Here is a 16,364-nt window from a genome sequence, read left to right on the forward strand (position 1 = left end):
GGGCCGATGGAATGGCGCCCATGTCCGAACGTGCTGGCGTTGCCCGAAAATACCGCCAATCTGTGTCGTCAATGAAGTGACCGAGCGGAGGTGACCATGGCTGCCTTGCTTGAGACGAGGCGCGATCTGATCGCAACGCTCGCACGCGGCGCGGTTCGCGTGCTGCTTGCCGCTGCATGGATCGCTTGCGGTGGTGCGATGGCCGCAGCAGACGACAGCCTCTACCGCGCGCAGACCGTCGTGACCGGCCAGGGCGAGCCGAACCGCATCATTGGCTTCGGTGCATGTCTGGAGGACGTCCTGATCAAGGTATCCGGTCAGCCAATGCTGGCAGGCGACCGCCGGCTTGCCGCATACAGATCGAAAGCCAAGGCGTTCGTCAGCAGGTTCGACTATCACGATCAATATGCCGGCAAACCGCATCATGACGAGCAGGGCACCCGCGACCGGCCTTACGACCTGACGGTGGATTTCGACGAGAGGAAGATCGACGGCATTCTCGCCAGGCTCGGTCTCAAGCCGTGGCGGTCGCAGCGGCCGGTGCTCGGCGTCTTCGCCGAGATGCAGCACGGTCCCACGGACTACATCGTCACATCCGACGGGACGCAGTCCGACCTGCAACGCGACGCGCTTGCGGCTGCGGCCGCCAAACGCGGCATGCGCTTCGTGCTGCCCGATACAGCGGCGTTGACGAGCGCGAGCGTCACCGCCGCCGAACTGTTGAAGACGCCGCCGGCGAAGCTGAGTTCGATCGTCGCGCCGCAAGGCGGCGAGGCCACTCTGCTCGGTCGGCTGGTCTGGGACGACAAGGATCTCGGCTGGGCCACGCAATGGCGGATGGCCTGGCACGGCAAGGATTACAAATGGCAGTTTCGCGGCGTCACCTTCGATGAAGCCTTCCGCCGCGGCATCGGCGGCGCCGCGCAGGTGCTGTCGGGCAATGGCGATCCGGGGCGACCGAAATGATGAACTTGCGCGGGCGTAGCGGCTGGTTTGCGCCAGAGCCTGATAAGATCAGGTTGAGCTGGAACGGCGTCGAAAGTTCACCCCTCCCTTGGGAGAGGTCGATTTGCGCAGCAAATCGGGTGAGGGGTTACGGTCTATCGAGAGAGCAAGAGCCCTCACCCGGATTGCACTGGACGATGCTTTGCATCGCCAGACGCAATCCGACCTCTCCCCAACGGGGAGAGGTGAACCGAAAGCGCGGCAAGCCGATTCAACCAAAACTCATCCCGCTTTACCCGGCGTAGCCGAGCGTTTGCGACGGGTATTCCCCGAACATCGCGCGGTAATATTGCGAGAAGCGCCCGAGCTCGATGAAGCCCTGTTCGATCGCAACCTTGGAGACGGTGGTCTGGTCCGGGGTGCTTTCGCGCAGGATCGAACGGATCATGCAAAGCCGCTTGTAGCGCAGGAACGTCACCGGGCCGACCCCGAACACTTCGTGGAAGGCGCGGTGCAGGCTGCGTCGCGACAGCCGAAGCTCGGTGCAGATTTCCGAGACATGGACCGGGCGCGTGCCCGCGGCGTGCAGATAGTCCTCGACATGGCGCACCAGTCGCATCGCCGACGGCAGGTAGCTCGTTCCATCGGGCGGCAGCGATGTGACGACCGTCGCGGTCACGCAATCGATGATCGCGCGCTTCCAGAAGTCGGCCGACGCGTCGGTCAAGGCGTCCGGATAGCGCGCGAGATGCGCGACGATCCGCGGCAGTTTGTCTGCTGCGCCCATGCCGATCGCGGGGTCGGCGCGAAAGTGGTTCTTCGCTTGCCAGGTTTCGGCGTCGGCGAGCCGCGGCTCGCCGCCGAATATGTCGGGCAGATCGGCCAGGTCGAAGCGGATGGCCGCGTAGGACGAAGCGCTGTGAAAGACCCCGTCATGCTCGACCGAAGGAGGGATCACCAGCACATCGGCCGGCTGCATGTCGAACGCCCAATGCGTGACGCGGTCGGTCGCGTTCAGCAGCATTCCGATGATCAGCTTGGGATCAGTCGAGATGCGCTGGGTGCGGACCCCGACATTGAACGCGCCGATGCTGAGCGAAAAGTCACCGATCCCGACGTGAGACAATGTGCCGCGCAGCTTGCCGCGCTCAAGCTGCATGACTTCGACATGCGAACCTTTGACGGCATCGTGGAGACCCTCGAAGCCATCAAGCTCGCCGGTGCTGACCGTCAGGTGCTGGCCCATATCCACGTTCACAACTGTAGCGCGATTAATCCACTAAAACCAAATGCTTGAAGTCGGTACAAAAAGTGCGGCCGCGACAATGTGCCTAAATTGGTTTGATTCGCATGGCGAGATCGTGGTGGTGGATTTGCTAACGCACGGATTTTCGCTTGTTTTTCCGAGAAAGCAATAAGGCCGACCGGATCGGATTGATCGAATTGGAGCATCTTTCGTTAAGCCTGCACGCCTCGGGGTTGAGATTGGCACAAAGTGCACATCACTTGTATAGTGCGTTCCGCTATCGTTTGAACTGACAGCAGAATTCGCTCGTGACAACGTCCAGTGGAACGAGTCACGATGGAGAAATCCTGTGCACGCAAGTGTGCACATGGATTGGCAACGGAGGAGAAAAGGGAAGAAGGCCTGACGGATCAACGCTGCCGAAAAGTGCAGCACAGAAAAATGGAAGGGCGCGACAATGCACTCAGGCAAGACGCAATCATGCACGACGTTCGGTCACCGAGATCGTAAGGCTGCGATCTTCAACAGGATTTTCCGTCTGGCGCTCGTTGGAGCAGCCGCGATCCTCGCGCAAGCCGGCCCGGCGTCGGCGGTCAGCATCGGCTCTTCCGCTTCATTGCCGCTCGTTCAACAGCAAGAAGGCAGCAGTAACGTTGTGCAGGTGCGCGCCGTCGCGCGCCGGGGCGGCGTTGCCGTCGGACCGCGCGGCGGTGCGGTTGCCTATCGTAGCCGGACGGTGGTGCGCCCGGGAGTGAGGCCCGGCTGGCACGGCGGCGGCACGCGCTGGGTTGGACCGCGGCCGGGAGGTTGGGCGCGGCCCGGCTGGTACGGCTGGCCGATCGGGGGGGCGGTCGCGGCCGGCGCGGCGATCGGCGTCGTGACCGCGGCGACCGCAGCCGCCTGGGCTGGACCGCCGCCGGCAGCGGGCATGTGCTGGTACTACACCGACCCGTCGCGAACACAGGGCTTCTGGGACTACTGCTCGCGGTAATGCGCGAAGAGGTGCATCGCCATGTCCCGGGTAGAGATCACCTCGACCGAACGAGAGGGTGAGGACCGCGTCCAGACCGACGACATGGTCTGGATTCCCGGCGGCACGTTCCGCATGGGCTCCGACCATCACTATCCCGAGGAGGCGCCGGCGCATCGCGCGTCGGTCGACGGCTTCTGGATCGACCGCACCCCGGTGACCAACGCTCAATTCCGCGAATTCGTGCGGGAGACCGGGCACATCACGGTCGCCGAGCGACCGCCGGATCCTGCGCAATATCCGGGCGCGCTGCCGCATATGCTCTACGCCGGCTCGCTGGTGTTTCAGCCGCCGCGCCGGGTCACCACCCTGCGCGACTGGAGCCAATGGTGGACCTTGATGAAGGGCGCGAACTGGCGCCGCCCCTACGGCCCGCGCAGCAACATCAACGTGCTCGGCAGCCACCCGGTCGTCCACGTCGCCTATGCCGATGCGCTCGCCTACGCCAAATGGGCCGGCAAGGAACTTCCGACCGAAGCCGAGTGGGAGTTCGCGGCGCGCGGCGGGCTCGAGGCCGAGGAGTTCGCCTGGGGCAATGCCTTGACGCCCGGCGGCAAGCACATGGCCAACACATGGCAAGGCAATTTCCCTATTCAGAACCTCTGCGAGGACGGCTTCGACCGGACCTCGCCGGTGACCGCGTTTCCGCCGAATGGCTATGGCGTCCACGACATGATCGGCAATGTCTGGGAGTGGACCGCCGACTGGTGGTCCGCCCGTCATGAGGCCGACGCCGCGAAGCCCTGCTGCATCCCGCAGAATCCGCGCGGCGGTCGCGAGGAGGCGAGCTACGACCCCGCCCAGCCCGCGATCAAGATTCCGCGGAAGGTGCTGAAGGGCGGCTCGCATCTCTGCGCCCCGAACTATTGCCGCCGCTATCGCCCCGCCGCGCGGCATGCCGAACCGGTCGATACGTCGACCAGCCATGTCGGGTTCAGATGCGTGGTGCGGTCGCGAACGTCTCAGCCAGCTTAGAGAGTAGGGAGCGACGAATGAGTGATGAAGCCGAATTAAGGAACAATGGGGCGGCCAAACTCAATGGTAACAGCCGCGGTTCGTTACTTCGCAGCTTGTTCGCGGCAGCGTTGGTCGCGACAAGCCTGTCGCCATTGGCGAGGTCGCCCGCGCTCGCGCAGCAGCCGGGCACGGCGAAGCCGAACATCCTCGTCATCTTCGGCGACGACATCGGCCAGTCCAACATCAGCGCCTATACGCGCGGCGTGGTGGGCTACAAGACGCCGAACATCGATCGCATCGCCAATGAAGGGATGATGTTCACGGACTATTACGCCGAGAACAGCTGTACGGCCGGCCGATCCACCTTCATCACCGGGCAGGCTTGCCTGCGCACCGGCCTCTGCAAGGTCGGCATTCCCGGCGCGACCGTCGGCCTGCAGGATCGCGACGTCACCATCGCACAGGCGCTGAAGCCGCTCGGTTACGCGACCGGTCAGTTCGGCAAGAACCATCTCGGCGACCGCGATGAGTACCTCCCGGTCAAGCATGGATTCGATGAGTTCTTCGGCAATCTCTATCACCTCAACGCCGAGGAGGAGCCGGAGCGGCCGTATTATCCGAAGAACGACACCGCATTCACGAAGAGCAACACCCCGCGCGGCGTGTTGAAGGCGTCCGCCGACGGCAAGATCGAAGATACGGGTCCGCTGAACCGGAAGCGGATGGAGACCGTCGACGACGAGACCACGGCGGCGGCGATCGATTTCATGCAACGTCAGGCGAAGGCGAACAAGCCGTTCTTCACCTGGATGAACACCACGCGCATGCATGCGTTCACGCATGTCCGCGCATCCATGCAAGGTCAGAGCGGCATGCCCGGCAACGAATATGCCGACGGCATGATCGAGCACGACGGCGATGTCGGAAAGCTCCTGAAGGCACTGGACGACCTCGGGATCGCCAACAACACCATTGTCGTCTACACGACCGACAACGGTCCAAACCAGTGGTCCTGGCCGGACGCGGCCACGACGCCGTTCCGCAGCGAAAAGGACACCAACTGGGAAGGCGCATTCCGGGTGCCGGCGATGGTTCGTTGGCCTGGCCACATCAAGGCCGGTGAAGTGTCGAACGAAATGATGTCGGGCCTGGATTGGTTCCCGACGTTGCTGGCTGCGGCGGGCGAGTCCGATGTCAAGGATAAGCTGCTGAAGGGCTCCGATATTGGCGGCAAGTCGTTCAAGGTGCACCTCGACGGCTACAACCAGCTGCCGTACCTGACCGGCCAACAGCCGAAGTCCGCGCGCAACGATTTCTACTACTTCAACGACGACGGCCAGGTCGTTGCGTACCGCTATAACGACTGGAAGATCGTGTTCTGCGAGCAGCGTGAACCCGGCGGATTCGTCGTCTGGGCGAATCCGTTCACCTGCCTGCGCGCGCCAAAAGTGTTCAACCTGCGCATGGATCCCTTCGAACGCGCCGATGTGGTCTCCGACCAGTACTACGACTGGTTGGCCAAGAACGCCTATCTCATTCAATACGGCGTATGGCGGGTCGCTCCGTTCCTGCAGACCTTCAAGGAATTCCCGCCGAGCCAGCGGTCGGCAAGCTTCAGCATCGACCAGATGGTCGATGCCCTGATGAAGACGCTGGACAAGCAACCGGGTGCAAAATAGCGCGAGCAATGCGCGGATCCGGCCGCCGCTCGCCGGCGGCCGGATCCTTTTTCAGGTTCAGTCCACATGCCGGATCTTCGATCGAGTCAGTTGAAAGCCGCGACGGAGCAGGAAGGCGCAAAGAGCTCGGCGGCCCGCGATGCGGTGCTCGATCTCAAGGCGCGCATCGGCAAGTCGGTACTCGGGCAGGATCATCTGGTCGAGAGCATGCTGATCGGGTTACTCGCCAACGGCAATCTCCTGATCGAAAGCCTGCCGGGGCTTGCCAAGACGCGCGCGGTAAAGACGCTGGCGAAGAACCTTGCCGCGGACCTGTCGCGCGTGCAGTTCACGCCGGACCTGCTGCCGTCGGACGTGACCGGCGCGGAGATCTACCTGCAGACCGAGAAGGGCGGCCAGTTTCAATTCCAGAAGGGGCCGATCTTCGCCAACCTCGTGCTGGCGGACGAGATCAACCGCGCGCCGGCCAAGGTGCAGTCGGCGCTGCTGGAAGCGATGGAGGAACGTCAGGTCACCGTTGCCGGCAAGACCTACAAGATGCCTGACCTGTTCATGGTGCTCGCGACCGAGAATCCGATCGAGCAGGAGGGCACCTATCCGCTTCCCGAGGCCCAACTCGACCGCTTCCTGATGCATGTCGTGATCACCTATCCCGACGAGGCGACGGAAGGCGAGATCATCAAGCTCAACCGCGCCGAGAATGCGCGGAAGCCGGAAGCCGGTGCTGCCGAGCCGCCGCCGGTGCCGCAGCAGGCGGTCCTCGATGCGCGCGGCGAGCTCGACGGCATTTTCGTCTCCGACCTCGCACAGAAATACATCGTCGACCTGATCTACGCGACGCGGTTTCCCGGCCGCTACGGCGAGCCCCTGAGCAAATGGATCCAGATCGGCGCCAGCCCGCGCGGCAGCCTCGCCATCGACCGCTGCGCGCGGGCGCGCGCATGGCTCGACGGGCAGGACTTCGTCACGCCCGACCACATCCGCGCCGTCATCCACGACTGCCTGCGGCACCGGCTGATCCTGAGCTACGAGGCCGTATCGCAGGGCATCAGCCCCGACCAGGTGATCGACAAGATCACCGAGCTTGTCGCTGCAGCGTGAGGGCCGTGATGACGGAGACATCAGCCAGAACGCCCGGTGTCTACGTCAGTCTCGACGATCTGATCGCGCTCGAATTCAGGGATCGCAGGGTTTCGTTCCTGCCGCGCCAGCCGGTGCATAGTCTGCTGTCGGGCCGGTTCGCCTCGCGCATGCGCGGCCGCGGGCTGAACTTCGAGGAGATCAGGGACTACCGCCCGGGCGACGATGTCCGCGAGATCGACTGGAAGGTCACGGCGCGGCTGCAGAAGCCGCATGTGCGCGTCTTCAACGAGGAGCGCGACCGCCAGGCCCTGCTCGTGGTCGATCAGCGGCTGTCGATGTTCTTCGGCAGCCGGCGCGCCATGAAGTCGGTCACCGCGGCCGAGACCGCCGCGATCGGCGCCTGGCGTGTGCTCGGCGTCGGCGACCGGGTCGGCGCGATCGTGTTCAATGACAGCGATGTCGTCGAGCTGGCGGCGCGGCGCAGCCGGGCGACGGTGTTGCAGATATTGTCCACCATCGTCGCGCAGAACCAGGCGCTCGGCGTCGGCCGCGGCCTCGTCCCGGCGTCGGGTATGCTCAACCGGGCGCTCGAACGTGCCGAGCGGCGGACGATGCACGACGCCACCGTGATCCTGATCAGCGATTTCGATGGCGCCGATGCCGCAACGCGCCGGATGATCGGGGCGATCGCCCGGCACAACAACGTGGTCGCGGTGCTGGTCCACGATCCCCTGCAAAGCGATTTGCCGGCCTCGAGCCGGATGACCGTCACCGATGGCGAGCTGCAGATTCAGCTCGAGGTCGGCCGCGAGAGTGTCCGCAAGAGTATCGCGCAGGCGTCGCAGGAGCGGCTGCGCGGCGTATTCGCGTGGACGCGCGAGCTCGGCATTCCGGTGCTGCCGCTGAGCACGGCCGAGGAAACGGCGCCGCAACTCCGGCGTCTCCTGGGCGGGCTGCCGGCCCGGCACGGACGCGGTGGCAGTCACGCCAGAGCGGAGGCGGCCCTTGGCTGACACCCAGCCGGTCATTGTGGATCCCGTCGCGGGCCTGATCGATATCCCGCTGCCGCCGTCGGTGAGCCTGCTTCCGGCGACATGGGCGTCGCGGATCGTGATCGTGCTGGTTGCCGCGGGGGTCGCCGTTGCGGCGTGGCGCCTGCTGCGGCGTTTCCGCGCCAACCGCTATCGGCGCGCGGCGCTCGCGGAGCTTGACCGGCTGCTGCAGACACAAGGCGGCGTCCCGGAGGGAATGGCCGCGAGCCTCGCGCTGCTGGTGCGGCAGACTGCGCTCGATGCCTTTCCGCGCGAAACCATCGCGCCGCTTGCCGGCGCGGGCTGGCTTGCGTTCCTCGACCGCAGCTATGGCGGGGACGAATTCTCGCAAGGCGCCGGACGGCTGCTCGCGACGGCGCCGTACGGGCGGACGACGGCCGATGCCGGCGATCTAACGGCGCTGCAGGATCTGGTGCGGCGCTGGATCAGGGGGCACCATGTTTGAGTTCGCATGGCCCTGGATGCTCACGCTCCTGCCGCTGCCGATCCTCGTGTGGTGGCTGCTGCCGCCGTATCGCGCGCGGCAGGCCTCCGTGATGGTGCCGTTCTTCGACCGCCTTGCGGCGGCAACCGGACAGACCCCGCAGCGCGGCGCCGTCGTGCTGCAGCGCCGGCGCATCCAGATGGTGACGGCCGCATTGATCTGGGCGCTGGTCGTCGCGGCGCTGGCGCGGCCGCAATGGGTCGGCGATCCCGTCACCCGCGAGGTTTCGGCGCGCGATCTGATGCTCGCGATCGATATCTCCGGCTCGATGGACCAGCGCGATTTCCGCAACAGCGATGGCGCGATGCTGACGCGGCTCGACGGCGTCAAGCGCGTGGTGGCGGATTTCATCGCGCACCGGCATGGCGACCGCGTCGCGCTGGTGCTGTTCGGCACCAGGCCCTATGTGCAAGTGCCGTTCACGCAGGATCTGCAGACCGCGATCGCGCTGCTGGCACAGACCGAGGTCGGCATGGCCGGACAGCAGACCGCGATCGGCGACACCATCGGGCTTGCGATCAAGACCTTCGAGGCAAGCAAGGCGCGCGAGAAGCGTCTCGTCCTGCTCACCGACGGCAACGATACGGCGAGCCGCGTGCCTCCGGAGCATGCCGCAGACATCGCACACCAGAACGGCGTTGTGATCGACACGATCGGCGTCGGTGATCCGGCCGCGACCGGCGAGAACCGCGTCGATCTCGGCGTGCTGCGGTCGGTCGCCGCCACGACGGGCGGCCATTTCTACCGTGCCGAGGACGGTGCGCAGCTGCAGGCGATCTACGCGGATATCGACCGTCTCGCGCCGGCCAAGCTCGATACGCTGTCATGGCGGCCGAAGCAGCCGCTGTTCCAGTGGCCGCTCGGCGCCGCCGTGGTGCTGTCGCTGCTGCTGTGGCTCGGCCTTTCGCTGGAAAGCGGGCTGGGACGAAGGGGAGCGCTCGACCATGCATGACGCGGCCGCCATCCCGTTCCATCTGCTGCGGCCGCTGTGGCTGCTCGCGCTGATTCCTGTCGCCGCCGTATTCGCATGGGTGCGGCGGCGGCAGAGCCCGCAGGCGCAATGGGGCGGGGTGATCGCGCCGCATCTGCTCAACCATCTCATCGTGCAACCGGGGGCGGGACGCGGCGTCAGCCCGCTCTATCTGGTCGCCGCCGCGATGTCGCTCGGCATCGTCGCGTTGTCGGGCCCGACCTGGCGGCGCGAGCTGCCGCCCTTCGTCGAGGACAAGGCGCCGCTGATGATCGCGCTGTCGCTCGATGCAACGATGGGGCAGAGCGACGTCGCGCCGACGCGGCTCGAACGCGCCAAGCAGAAGATCAGGGATCTGCTTGCGGCGCGCGCCGGCGCGCGCACGGGGCTGATCGCCTACGCGGGCACCGCGCATCTGGTGATGCCGCTGACCGACGATCGCGCCGTCATCGAACCCTTCCTCGCCGCGCTTGCCCCGGGCCTGATGCCGTCGCCCGGGAAGAACGCGGTCGCGGCGGCGGCGCTCGCCGCGGAGGCGCTCGCGACCGAAACGGTACCCGGGACGATCCTGCTCGTCGCCGACGATCCCGGTGACGAGGAAGCAGCGGCTCGTCTGGCCGCCGGACGGAACGGTCTGGTCCAGCTGAGCGTCACGCCGAACAAGGGCGAAAGGTTCGCGCTCGGTTCGGACGTCGTCCAGGTCAGCATCGACGACGCCGATATCGCGGCGCTCGAGCGCCGCATCGAAACCCGCTATCAGGCCGCGCAGGGTGACGCGTTCGGTACGCAATGGCGCGACGAGGGCTTCTGGCTGCTGCTGCCGATTGCACTGCTCAGCCTGCTCTGGTTCCGGCGCGGCACGACGGTGGCCTGGGTTGTCGCCCTTGTCTGCCTGTCGCACGTGTCGTCCGCGAGGGCGGAGGAGCCGCGCCGGTTTGCCGACCTGTGGCTGACGCCGGATCAGCAAGGACGCATCGCCTTCGATCGCGGCGACTATGCGACCGCGGCCAAGCGCTTCTCCGATCCGATGTGGCGCGGCATCGCCGCCTATCGGGCGTTCGACTTCCTGACCGCCGCGCAGGAGTTCGCGCATGTCGATACGCTCGAGGGACGCTTCGCGCTCGGCAATGCCCAGGCGCAGAACCACGCCTATGAGAAGGCGATCGCCGCCTATGACGAGGTCCTGAAGATCGCGCCCGGCCATGTCGCCGCGACGACCAACCGTGCCATCGTGGTGGCGGCGCTGCAGGCGAAGGAAGAGAAGCGGAAGAAGCAGGAGCAGGACGACAGCGCGCCGCCGGACGAGAAGGCGGACGAGATGCGGGTCGACCCGACCCAGAAGGGCGGCAAGCGGATCCAGGTGAAGCCGACGGATCTCACCACGGCCGGCGCCGCCGAAGCCTGGATGCGTCAGGTCCAGACCACGCCGGCCGACTTCCTCAAGCTGAAATTCGCGATCCAGGATGCGTCGCGACCGGCGGGAGCAAAGCCATGAGGCATCCGCTCGCCGCCGTAGCCCTGATGCTCGGACTGCTCATACCCTGCGCGGCGCTGGCCCAGCAAAATCCGCCGGAGCCGATCCTGCGGATGGCGATCGATCCGCCGCGCGTCGTGGTTGGGCAGGCGGCCACGCTTCGGATCGACCTGCTGGCGCCGAATTACATGACGGCGCCGCCCGAGTTGCCCGACTTCCAGGTCCGCAATGCCGTGACCCGTCAGTTGCGGAGCGTCAACGAGAACGAGCAGCGGGACGGCGTCAGCTATGCCGGCGTCCGGTTCGAATTTGCCATCCACCCGCAGGAGCCGGGCAGCTACGCGATCGCCGGCCAGGCGATCACCATCAAATACGCCGCCGAGCCGCCGGCGACGCGCGAGGCCACGCTCGCGCTGTCGCCGATCGCATTTGAGGCCTTCATCCCGGACGCGGCCTCCGCCCTGCAGCCGTTCCTGGCCGCGCGCAATCTATCGATCGAGCAGACCGTCAACCGATCGTCGGATCAGCTCAAGACCGGGGATGCCGTGACGCGAACCGTCACCATCAAGGCCGAAGGCATTCCTGCGATGCTGCTGCCGCCGGTGAAGTTCGCCGCGTTCGACGGGCTCAAGCTGTATCCCGCGCAGCCGTCGCTCCAGGACAAGACCGACGGGCGCACCGATGTGCTGTCCTCGGCGCGCACCGACAGCGGCGTCTACATGCTCGAGAAGGCCGGCGACTATGTGCTGCCGCCGATCGACCTGCGCTGGTGGAACACCGGCGCGCAAAGCATCGATGTGGCGCATCTCGACCCGGTGACGCTGCACGCGGAGGCGAACCCCGCAGCCGGCGACGCATCGTCAATCGGCACGTCCGGCGCACGCCGGTCATGGGGCGCGCTGCGCGATGTCATCGCCGATCGCTGGAAGTCGATCGCGCTCGTGCTGCTGGCGCTTGCCGGGCTCGGCTGGCTGATGCCGCGGACGATCCGCGCGATCGCGGCGCGTCATCGCCGGCATCGCGAGGCCTATCTGCGCTCGGAAGCGTTCGCCTTCAGCAAGCTGCGCCGCGCCGCGCGCCATGGCGATGCCAAGGCGGTCTACTTCGCGCTGCTCGACTGGCTGCGACGGTTCGAGCCGGTCGCGCCGCAGCACACGCTCGAGGCGTTCAGGGCCGTCGCCCATGATGCCGCGCTCGATGACGAGATCGGCGCGGTCGAGCGCGAGCTGTTCGCACCGTCTGCCGGCGCGGCGCGCTGGTCACCGCACCGGCTGCTGCGCCAGGTCGGCGGTGCCCGGCGCAACTTGAGTCGGCGCGCGAGACGCCACGAACACACGCGTTTACTTCAAAACCTGAATCCGGTCGGGCCTTCCTCCACCACGTCCTTTGGTCGACCAAAGCCCGCCAGATGAACGAAGCACATTGAGACCGATCGAGCAGAACGCATGATTCGTAATCACTAGAGCGAGCAACCCTGGAGTAACTGAGGAGTGTCGAATGAAGAGTGAGACGAAGAAACATGACGCCGGCGCCAACTCCGATTGCGGTGCCTCGACCATTGATCGCCGGGCCGTGCTGCTCGGCACGTCATCGCTTGCTGCTACTGCCGCGCTGACGTCGCAGGCTCTCGCGCAGGCCCAGAAGGCCGCGCCCGCCGCGGCGCCGGCCGGTGGCCGCAAGCCAAACATCCTCGTCATCTTCGGCGACGACATCGGCATCCCGCAGATCAGCGCCTACACCATGGGCATGATGGGATATCGCACGCCCAATATCGACCGGATCGCGCGCGAGGGCGCCATCTTCACCGACGCCTACGGTCAGCAAAGCTGCACCGCCGGCCGCGCCTCCTTCATCCTCGGCCAGGAGCCGTTCCGGACCGGCCTGCTCACCATCGGCATGCCCGGCGATCCCCACGGCATCCAGGACTGGATGCCGACCATCGCCGATGCGATGAAGACCCAGGGCTATGCCACCGGCCAGTTCGGCAAGAACCATCTCGGCGACCGCGACGAGCATCTGCCGACCAAGCACGGTTTCGACGAGTTCTTCGGCAACCTCTATCATCTCAACGCCGAGGAGGAGCCGGAAGGCTATTTCTATCCGAAGGATCCGAACTTCCGTAAGCAGTTCGGCCCGCGCGGCGTGATCAAATCGTCCGCGGATGGAAAGATCGAGGACACCGGTCCGCTGAACACTGCGCGCATGCCCACGGTGGACGAGGAATTCCTGGGCGCTGCCAAGGACTTTATCGGCCGCCAGGCCAAAGCGGACAAGCCGTTCTTCGTCTGGTTCAACTCGACGCGCATGCACGTCTTCACGCATCTCAAGCCGGCGTCGCTCGGAAAGACCGGCAAGGGTATCCATGCGGACGGCATGGTCGAGCATGACGGAATGGTCGGCGAATTGCTCAAGCAACTCGACGATCTCGGCATCACCGACAACACGATCGTTCTCTACACCACGGACAACGGTGCGGAGATCGCGCTCTGGCCCGATGGGGCGATGACACCGTTCCACGGCGAGAAGGGCACGACCTGGGAAGGCGGCATGCGCATTCCGATGATGGTGCGATGGCCGGGCGTGGTGAAGCCCGGCACCGAGTACAACGAGATCATCTCGTTGATCGACTGGTTTCCGACGCTTTGCGCCGCGGCGGGGATGAATGACGTCAAGGAGAAGATGAAGACCGGATTTGCCGGCGCAGGCGGCAAGACCTTCAAGGTTCATCTCGACGGCTACAACTTCATGCCGTTCTTCAAGGGAGAGGCAAAGGAGCCGCCGCGCGACTCGATCTACTACTTCGACCAGGGCGGCAATCTCAATGCGATCCGGTGGAACGACTGGAAGCTGAGCTTTGCCTCGTCAAAGGGAAACATCGCAACCGGCACACGTGAGGTCACGGCGTGGTCGCTGATCACCAATCTGCGCATGGATCCTTATGAGCGCGGCCTGGAGGAAGGCGGCGAGGCGATAAAATTCCTCGCCCAGAACATGTGGCTGATCGTGCCGGTGCAGGGAAAAATCAAGGAATTCTTCTCCGACTTCGACCAGTTCCCCTATCAGGAGGGCAGTTCGCTGAACGCGGGCGGCATCAATTACGGACTGCTTCGGCAGCAGGCGGCATTGAAGCGGCTCAATGACCTCGAACGCTTGAAGCCGCAGTGATGCAGCAAGAGCAACGGACAGAAAGAGGGAAAGTGCGATGATGGTTCGGCTTGCCGCTGTGCTGCTTGCGTGTCTTGTGGCCATCACCGTTGCGGTGGCGCAGCCGGCGGATCCCTTGCCATCCTGGAAAGACGGCGCGGCGAAATCGGCGATTGTCGATTTCGTCGCGCGCGTCACGACGGAAGGCGGGCGCGACTTCGTGCCGCCGGCCGAGCGGATCGCGACGTTCGACAATGATGGCACGCTGTGGACCGAGCAGCCGTTCTACTTCCAGCTCGCCTTCGCGTTCGACCGCGTCAAGGCGATGGCGCCGCAGCACCCGGACTGGAAGATGCGGCAACCGTTCAAGGCGCTTCTCGAGAAGGACACCAGGGCGCTGGCCGCGAGCGGCGAGAAGGGCCTTTTGCAGATCGTGGCGGCGACGCATGCCGGCATCACCACGGATGCGTTCGCGCAGTCCGTCCGCGACTGGCTCGCTTCCGCCAGGCATCCGCGCTTCAACCGGCCCTACGACAGCCTGGTCTACCAGCCGATGCTGGAACTGCTGGCCTATCTCAGGGCCAACGGCTTCAAAACCTTCGTCGTCTCCGGTGGCGGCGTCGAGTTCATGCGGCCGTGGATGGAGAAGGTCTACGGCATCCCGCCGGAACAGGTGGTCGGCTCGTCCGGCGTGGTCAAATTCCAGATCGGCCCCGACGGCAAGCCGGTCCTGATGAAGCAAGCCAAGGTCGAGTTCATCGATGACGGCCCGGGCAAGCCGGTCGGCATCAACCGCTTCATCGGCCGCCGCCCGATCTTCGCGTTCGGCAACTCGGACGGCGATCTGCAGATGCTGCAATGGACCGCAGCGGGGCCGGGCGCGCGCTTCGCCGGCATCGTGCACCACACCGACGAGGTTCGCGAATACGCCTACGACCGTCAATCCAAGGTCGGCAAGCTCGACAAGGCGCTCGACGCCGCCGCCGCGGGCGGCTGGACCGTGGTCGACATGAAGCAGGACTGGAAGGAGATCTTTCCAAAATGATCGCCGTTATGCCGACAGCATGTCGAGGGGAGGCTGGCTCCATCGCCGGCGATCATCGCCGTCGCCTCGTCGGGTCTCGGAAGGAAGCTCGCCGAACAATTCGCGATAGTATTGGGCGAAGCGGCCGACATTCAGGAAGCCATGCTGAATCGCAATGTCGCCGATGGTTGCCTTGTCCGGGGGACTTGAGCGCAGGGCGGCGTGCACCGCGCAGAGCCGCTGACTGCGGAGATATGAGATCGGGCCGATCCCCAGTGCTTCGTGGAAGGCGCGGTGCAAGGAGCGCCGCGAGATGCGCAAGCGGTTGCAGATATGCGAGATGTGGATCGGTCCTTCGTCTTGCGCGGCCAGATAGTCTTCCACCTGTCTTACGGTTTTTAGAGCGGACGGCAGCGGGCCATCGCGCTCTGCGGGCTCACGTTCCATGATGCTGGCAGTCAGGGCTTCGATGATGGCGCGTCGCCAAAACTCGGCAGCGTGCGCCGTGAGCGTCAGATCGCCGGCGTCCAGGCGTGCGAGGAGTAGCCGTAACCGCGGGATGATCAAATGAACGGTGCCGCTGTTGGCCTTGAAATGGCTCCGTGCCCAGCGAGATGGAGCACCCAGACGCGCGTCACAGCCCAGCGCAAATTCGAGCTCCGCGGCCGACGGCATGACCGTGAGGATGGACGCGCCGCCATAGTACCGGTTCTCATATTCCGAACCGGGCGGCGTCACCAGCACGTCGCCGGGGCGCGATTCATAGGAGGCGCGTGTCACGCGCCCGGCGCTCTCCGCCAGCACGCCGATTGTGATGCGCTCCTTGTTCGAGCCGCCCTTCGATCGCAAGCCGAGATTGAAGGTCGCGACGTTAATCGGAAGCCCGGCGATCTCCGCGTGGAGCACCTCCCCGCGGAGCTTGCCCGGCTCGATCTGGACGATCTCGGCGCGCGTGCCGACGATGGCTTGGCTCAGTTGATCGAAACCCGTAATTGGCCGCCGCTCGAACGCCGTGAAACGCGTCGTCAAAACCACCCTCACAATTCGAAGATCAAACGCTCCGCGATCTATTCTAACTTCCAGTCTTCCAGTGTGAAGCCCAAAGCGCCCTTGTTCAAAGTCCAACCTGCGGGGGCGATGAATCGTTCACGGCGACGTCATGCCGATTGGACACATTTGCCTAAAGTCGGGCGGGATCAGTGATGCCTCGTCATCGAACAGGGGGCCAATGTCACTCAGCAAGACCGCACAACGCGTTTTGGCACAAACTGTACGT

General features: G+C 65.2%; 14 protein-coding genes. 12 read left to right on the plus strand and 2 right to left on the minus strand.

The window, feature by feature from the left end; all coding sequences use genetic code 11:
• The first annotated feature begins 96 nt into the window (after nucleotides 1-96).
• Complete coding sequence (locus JEY66_RS12340) at nucleotides 97-966, plus strand: DUF2066 domain-containing protein (protein WP_018273243.1); 870 nt, start codon at nucleotides 97-99, stop codon at nucleotides 964-966.
• A 271-nt stretch (nucleotides 967-1,237) separates the two neighbouring features.
• Here JEY66_RS12340 and JEY66_RS12345 read toward each other — a convergent pair whose 3' ends face one another.
• Nucleotides 1,238-2,191, minus strand: a complete 954-nt coding sequence (locus JEY66_RS12345) for an AraC family transcriptional regulator (protein WP_016846862.1) — start codon at nucleotides 2,189-2,191, stop codon at nucleotides 1,238-1,240.
• Nucleotides 2,192-2,846: 655 nt separating this feature from the next.
• Between JEY66_RS12345 and JEY66_RS12350 the strand changes: the two genes are divergently transcribed.
• From JEY66_RS12350 to JEY66_RS12400, 11 genes are all read left to right on the plus strand, one after another.
• A complete protein-coding gene (locus JEY66_RS12350; protein WP_240536887.1) occupies nucleotides 2,847-3,182 on the plus strand; it encodes a hypothetical protein in 336 nt (111 codons plus the stop codon).
• A gap of 21 nt (nucleotides 3,183-3,203) precedes the next feature.
• Nucleotides 3,204-4,196, plus strand: coding sequence for a formylglycine-generating enzyme family protein (locus JEY66_RS12355; protein ID WP_018273241.1), 993 nt, complete (start codon nucleotides 3,204-3,206; stop codon nucleotides 4,194-4,196).
• Nucleotides 4,197-4,213: 17 nt separating this feature from the next.
• Nucleotides 4,214-5,857 carry an arylsulfatase gene (locus JEY66_RS12360; protein WP_077231179.1) on the plus strand — a complete coding sequence of 548 codons (1,644 nt, stop codon included), beginning with the start codon at nucleotides 4,214-4,216 and terminating at the stop codon, nucleotides 5,855-5,857.
• A 90-nt stretch (nucleotides 5,858-5,947) separates the two neighbouring features.
• Nucleotides 5,948-6,958 (plus strand): AAA family ATPase, encoded by a 1,011-nt coding sequence (locus JEY66_RS12365; protein WP_018273239.1) that lies wholly within the window; start codon nucleotides 5,948-5,950, stop codon nucleotides 6,956-6,958.
• Between the two features lie 8 nt (nucleotides 6,959-6,966).
• Nucleotides 6,967-7,953 (plus strand): DUF58 domain-containing protein, encoded by a 987-nt coding sequence (locus tag JEY66_RS12370; protein WP_018273238.1) that lies wholly within the window; start codon nucleotides 6,967-6,969, stop codon nucleotides 7,951-7,953.
• Nucleotides 7,946-8,437 (plus strand): DUF4381 domain-containing protein, encoded by a 492-nt coding sequence (locus tag JEY66_RS12375; RefSeq protein ID WP_016846899.1) that lies wholly within the window; start codon nucleotides 7,946-7,948, stop codon nucleotides 8,435-8,437. Before JEY66_RS12370 ends, JEY66_RS12375 begins: the two co-directional genes overlap by 8 nt.
• Nucleotides 8,430-9,428, plus strand: a complete 999-nt coding sequence (locus tag JEY66_RS12380; protein ID WP_018273236.1) for a vWA domain-containing protein — start codon at nucleotides 8,430-8,432, stop codon at nucleotides 9,426-9,428. Before JEY66_RS12375 ends, JEY66_RS12380 begins: the two co-directional genes overlap by 8 nt.
• Complete coding sequence (locus tag JEY66_RS12385) at nucleotides 9,421-10,941, plus strand: VWA domain-containing protein (protein ID WP_018273235.1); 1,521 nt, start codon at nucleotides 9,421-9,423, stop codon at nucleotides 10,939-10,941. Before JEY66_RS12380 ends, JEY66_RS12385 begins: the two co-directional genes overlap by 8 nt.
• Nucleotides 10,938-12,332 carry a BatD family protein gene (locus tag JEY66_RS12390; RefSeq protein ID WP_018273234.1) on the plus strand — a complete coding sequence of 465 codons (1,395 nt, stop codon included), beginning with the start codon at nucleotides 10,938-10,940 and terminating at the stop codon, nucleotides 12,330-12,332. Before JEY66_RS12385 ends, JEY66_RS12390 begins: the two co-directional genes overlap by 4 nt.
• 85 nt (nucleotides 12,333-12,417) lie before the next feature.
• Nucleotides 12,418-14,085 carry an arylsulfatase gene (locus tag JEY66_RS12395; RefSeq protein ID WP_016846903.1) on the plus strand — a complete coding sequence of 556 codons (1,668 nt, stop codon included), beginning with the start codon at nucleotides 12,418-12,420 and terminating at the stop codon, nucleotides 14,083-14,085.
• Between the two features lie 37 nt (nucleotides 14,086-14,122).
• Nucleotides 14,123-15,109, plus strand: coding sequence for an HAD family hydrolase (locus tag JEY66_RS12400; RefSeq protein ID WP_016846904.1), 987 nt, complete (start codon nucleotides 14,123-14,125; stop codon nucleotides 15,107-15,109).
• A gap of 6 nt (nucleotides 15,110-15,115) precedes the next feature.
• Here JEY66_RS12400 and JEY66_RS12405 read toward each other — a convergent pair whose 3' ends face one another.
• Nucleotides 15,116-16,117 carry a helix-turn-helix transcriptional regulator gene (locus JEY66_RS12405; RefSeq protein ID WP_016846905.1) on the minus strand — a complete coding sequence of 334 codons (1,002 nt, stop codon included), beginning with the start codon at nucleotides 16,115-16,117 and terminating at the stop codon, nucleotides 15,116-15,118.
• Nucleotides 16,118-16,364: the final 247 nt, after the last annotated feature.

The sequence above is a fragment of the Bradyrhizobium elkanii USDA 76 genome, assembly GCF_023278185.1.
GTDB classification, from domain to species: domain Bacteria; phylum Pseudomonadota; class Alphaproteobacteria; order Rhizobiales; family Xanthobacteraceae; genus Bradyrhizobium; species Bradyrhizobium elkanii.